The sequence below is a fragment of the Spirillospora sp. NPDC049652 genome, from assembly GCF_040675125.1.
In the GTDB taxonomy this organism is placed as follows: domain Bacteria; phylum Actinomycetota; class Actinomycetes; order Streptosporangiales; family Streptosporangiaceae; genus Spirillospora.
Genome location: NZ_JBFAOF010000661.1, coordinates 1 through 4,157, shown reverse-complemented (window position 1 = coordinate 4,157; position 4,157 = coordinate 1). Strand labels below are relative to the sequence as shown.

Below are 4,157 nucleotides of genomic sequence, written 5' to 3'. Positions count from 1 at the left end.
GACGCGCCCCGGGCCCGGTCGATCCGCGCCGGCGGACCGTCGAGCGTGCGGGCGGCGGCCATTTCCCGGTGCGCCGGGATGGTGTCGGCCCATTCGATCTGCTCGGCGGTGTCCTTTTCGAACCAGTCGCCGAGCATTCTCGCCTCGGCGATGCCGCGCATCAGTTCGGGAACGACATGGTCGCCGTGGCGTTCGGCGAGCGAGAGCAGAATCTCTTCCCTGGTGATTCGCCCGTGGTGTTCGTCGATGTGCGCGTGCTCGTCGCAGTAGTGCAGATCGACGTCCGCGCCGAAGATCTCCCGGTACGCTTTGATCATTTTGACGAACGCCGGCGCGAAAACGGCCTCCGCATAGGCGACCGCCCCCGCGTAGCGGAAGAACTTCGCATGGTCCCGGGACAGCAGGTAGTAATGGTTGTTGATCGCCATCGGGCCGGGCAGATAGAAGTTCCAGTAGGCGTGCACGTGCGTGGCCATGCCCCGGCTGCGCAGCATCTTGGTGAAGATCGTGGTGTGTTTCGCGTCGTGGACGCCGTAGCCGAACTCGTCGATGAAGACCTTGAACAGCGCCGACTGCTCGGGGCCGTACGCGCCGCCGAGGTTGCGCGACATCGCCGAGGCCTCGGTGAGGCCGTCCAGCGCGAGCTGGACCAGGTAGGTGTCGGCGGCCACCGGCCGGTCCGCGGCCCTGACCACGGCGTTCAGCCCGGCGGACTCGCCGCGCGCCGCCTCGTCGACCAGGTGCCGCAGGTAGGCGTCGAGCACCTCGGGGGTGCACTCGCCGGTGACCTCGACCTCGGTGTCGAGGAAGCCGAAGGCGAATCGCTCCAGGTCGGAGAGGGTGGACTCCCTGATCCGCCGCAACGGCTCGCCGTAGAACGTCTCGAAGTCCCGCCGCAGGCCGGACAGCCCCTGCTCGGGGAGCAGCACGGTCTCGGACTCGTAGAAGGTGCCGAGGATCCGGTGGACCGTCAGCGATCTGGACGACGCGGCCTCCCGCGCCCCGAGGGGGCGGTCGAAGTCGACCTCGGCCAGCGCCTCCGGCACCAGCGTGCGCCGGTAGGGGTTGGGGCCGTGCAGCGGTTCCGGCTGACCGCCGAACAGCTCGTTCGCCGTGTAGGACGCCACCCGGCCGCGCAGGGCCTCCCCGCCCGATGTGAAAGCGGGCAGGCGTTCTTCCTGGATTGTCATGTAAGGCAAACCATCCCGTGGGGTGGAGCGATGGTCGTGATTCCCGGACCGGCCGTTTTACGGCAGGCCGGGGCGTGCCGGATCCGCCTTTCGGCGAAGCGGCCAGGGGTGTTGACGGAAAAAGAAGTGCGACTCAGCTCGGCGCTTGTTCGGGTGGGACGGCGGTTCCTGGTGAACGAGTGTGGCGAAGAGCCAACATCTGCGCGTCCCCCTCTGGGCAGCTGAATCGACTTTGATCCATTGCTCATTTAGTCCGAGAGTCCGTCCGGGGCGACGGAAAGGCGACCGATACCGCGCGCCCCGTGGACGACCGACCGTAGGATAAGCGGATCTTGAGAGGCAGGTCCAGATTCGTTTCCCGACAACTTCGTCACGCTAGGTGATAGCCCCAGGAAGGCCGTGCGGCCGGTCCACGACAATTGACGCAGCGTGACGCGGCGGGTCACATACGCGATGGCGTATTACGCAAAAGCCCCCAAAGCGCCGACACTCTGTCCGCAACCGGTCACCCTGCCCGGGTCCGGTCCTCCGCCACGGGAGCGGTTCCGGCCCGCCGACGCCGGCGGCGCGGGGCGCCGGAGAGGCAGCGCAATCTGAAAGGCCCGAGGTCAGGGGTGCGGCACGCAGAATGACCCTGCGGAGTCACCGAACCTACGGAGCCACCATGGCGGACGGTCCCGTCACACTGATCACCGGCGGCGCGGGCGGCATCGGCGCGGCCACCGCCCGCCGACTGCTGGGCCTCGGCCACCGCGTCGCGGTCACCGGCCGCGACCCGGCCCGCCTCGCCGCCCTCGCCGCCGACCTCGCCGCGGAACCCGGCGCGGCGCCCGGAGCCGGACCCGGAGCCGGTCCCGAGGCGGCCGGGCGGCTGGCGACCGTCCGGGCGGACGCCGCCGACCCGGCGGACGTCGAGGCGGCCGTCGCCGCGACGCTGGAGCGGTTCGGGCGGCTGGACACCGTGGTCGCCAACGCCGGGATGGCCACCTTCGACAGCATCGAGGACGGCGACCCGGCGGGCTGGCGCGACATGGTCCTCGTCAACGTGCTCGGCCCGGCGCTGCTGGTGCGCGCCGCGCTGGACGCGCTGCGCGCCCGGCGCGGCCGGATCGTCCTGGTCGGGAGCCTCGCCGGGACGGTCGCCACGCGCGGCAACCTCTACGGCGCGACCAAGTGGGCGCTGACCGGGATGACGGAGAACGTCCGGCTGATGGTCGCCGGGACCGGGATCCGCGTCACCCTGGTCGCCCCCGGCCGCGTCGACTCCGCGTTCTGGGACCCGGCCGGCGGGACCCCGCCCGGCCCGAGCCTGACCACCGGCCACATCGCCGACACCATCGCCTGGGTGACCGGGCAGCCGGACGGCGTCGACATCGCCAGCGTCGTCATCCGGCCGGTCGCCGCCCTGGAGGGCCACAGCAATGAGACATGACCTGGTGGTCGGGGCGGGGCCGTGCGGCCTCGCCGCCGCCCGCGAACTGCACCTGGCCGGCGGACGCCCCGTCGTGCTCGAACGCGCCCCGCACGCGGGCGGCCTCGCCTCGTCGGTCACCGACCCCGCCGGGTTCGTCTGGGACCTCGGCGCGCACGTCGCGTTCAGCTACTTCGGCGACTTCGACTCCCTGCTGGACGACGTCATGGCGGGCGACGTGCTGCGGCACGAGCGGTCGTCCTACATCCGGTTCGGGGAGCGCTGGGTGCCCTACCCGTTCCAGCACAACCTGACGGCGCTGCCCGAGGCGGACGCCGCCGACTGCATGGTCGACATGATCGAGCGGCCGTCCGGCCCGGTCGGGAACTACGACGACTGGCTGCTCCAGCAGTTCGGGCTCGGCATCGTGGACCGGTTCATGCGGCCCTACCACGAGAAGCTCTGGACGGTCCCGACGACCGAGATGTGCACCGACTGGGTGGCGCACCGGGTCGCGACCGTGGACTGGCAGACCGCGCTGCGCAACCTGGTCGAGCGCCGGACCGCACCCGGCTGGGGGCCGAACAGCACCTTCAGCTACCCCGGCAGCGGCGGCATCGGCGAGCCGTTCCGCCGCCTCGCCGCGCGCCTGCCGGACGTCCGGTACGGGCGGTCGGTGACCGGGATCGACACCGCCGCGCGGACGGTCCGGCTCGACTCGGGCGAGGTGCTCGGGTACGACCGGATGGTGAGCACCATGCCGCTCACCAGGATCGCGGCGGCCCTGGCGGACGCGCCGCCGGACGTCCGGGAGGCGGCGGCGGAGCTGCGGCACAACCAGGTCGTCGTGGTCGGCGTCGGCGCGTCCGGCACGGTGGACCCCGGCTGGCACTGGATGTACTTCCCGGACGAGCGGCCGCCGTTCTACCGGGTCACCAACATGGGCCTGTTCGCGCCGGGGAACATGCCCGAGCCGCGCGCGGAGCACGTGTCGTTCCTCGCCGAGATCGCGCTTCCGGCGGGCGTGCCGGGCCCGCCCCGGGACGAGCTGGTCCGCGAGACCGTCGACGGCATCGTCGCGGCCGGGCTGCTGCCGGACGCCGACCGGGTGCGCTCGGTGTGGGCGCACCGCATCCCGATGGCGTACCCGATCCCGACCCTCGGCCGGAACGAGGCCGTGGCGACGCTGCTCGGCCACCTGGAGCGGCACGGCATCTACTCGCGCGGACGCTTCGGCACCTGGCTCTACGAGTACGGGAACATGGACCACGCGATGAAGATGGGCAGCGACGTCGCGCGCCACCTGCTCACCGGCGAACCGGAGCGCATTCCGCTCCCGCACCGCGACCCGTCCGCGCGCGAGAACCGCGAGGCCGCCGTCTACTGACCGCGCAGGAGAACGGGCCCCCGCCAGAAGGCGGGGGCCCGTTCGCGCGGTCAGCGGCCGGTGGTTCAGGTGCGGCCGGTGGTTCGGGCGCGGCCGGTTGTTCGGGTGCGGCCGGTCGTTCGGGTGCGGCCGGTCGTTCGGGTGCGGTCAGCGGCCGAGTCTGCGGTAG

Annotated in this window: 3 protein-coding genes; 2 read left to right on the top strand and 1 reads right to left on the bottom strand. The window is 71.9% G+C overall.

Translation table 11 applies throughout. The features are described from left to right. Positions 1-1,190 (bottom strand): iron-containing redox enzyme family protein (locus tag AB0J52_RS30105; protein WP_500186026.1); only part of this gene is annotated, 1,190 nt, incomplete at its 3' end. A 664-nt stretch (positions 1,191-1,854) separates the two neighbouring features. On the opposite strand from AB0J52_RS30105, the gene AB0J52_RS30100 reads away from it, so the two are divergent. Then, complete coding sequence (locus tag AB0J52_RS30100; protein WP_500186025.1) at positions 1,855-2,622, top strand: SDR family oxidoreductase; 768 nt, start codon at positions 1,855-1,857, stop codon at positions 2,620-2,622. Then, positions 2,612-3,988 (top strand): protoporphyrinogen/coproporphyrinogen oxidase, encoded by a 1,377-nt coding sequence (locus AB0J52_RS30095; RefSeq protein WP_500186023.1) that lies wholly within the window; start codon positions 2,612-2,614, stop codon positions 3,986-3,988. Before AB0J52_RS30100 ends, AB0J52_RS30095 begins: the two co-directional genes overlap by 11 nt. The last annotated feature ends 169 nt before the right edge of the window (positions 3,989-4,157 follow it).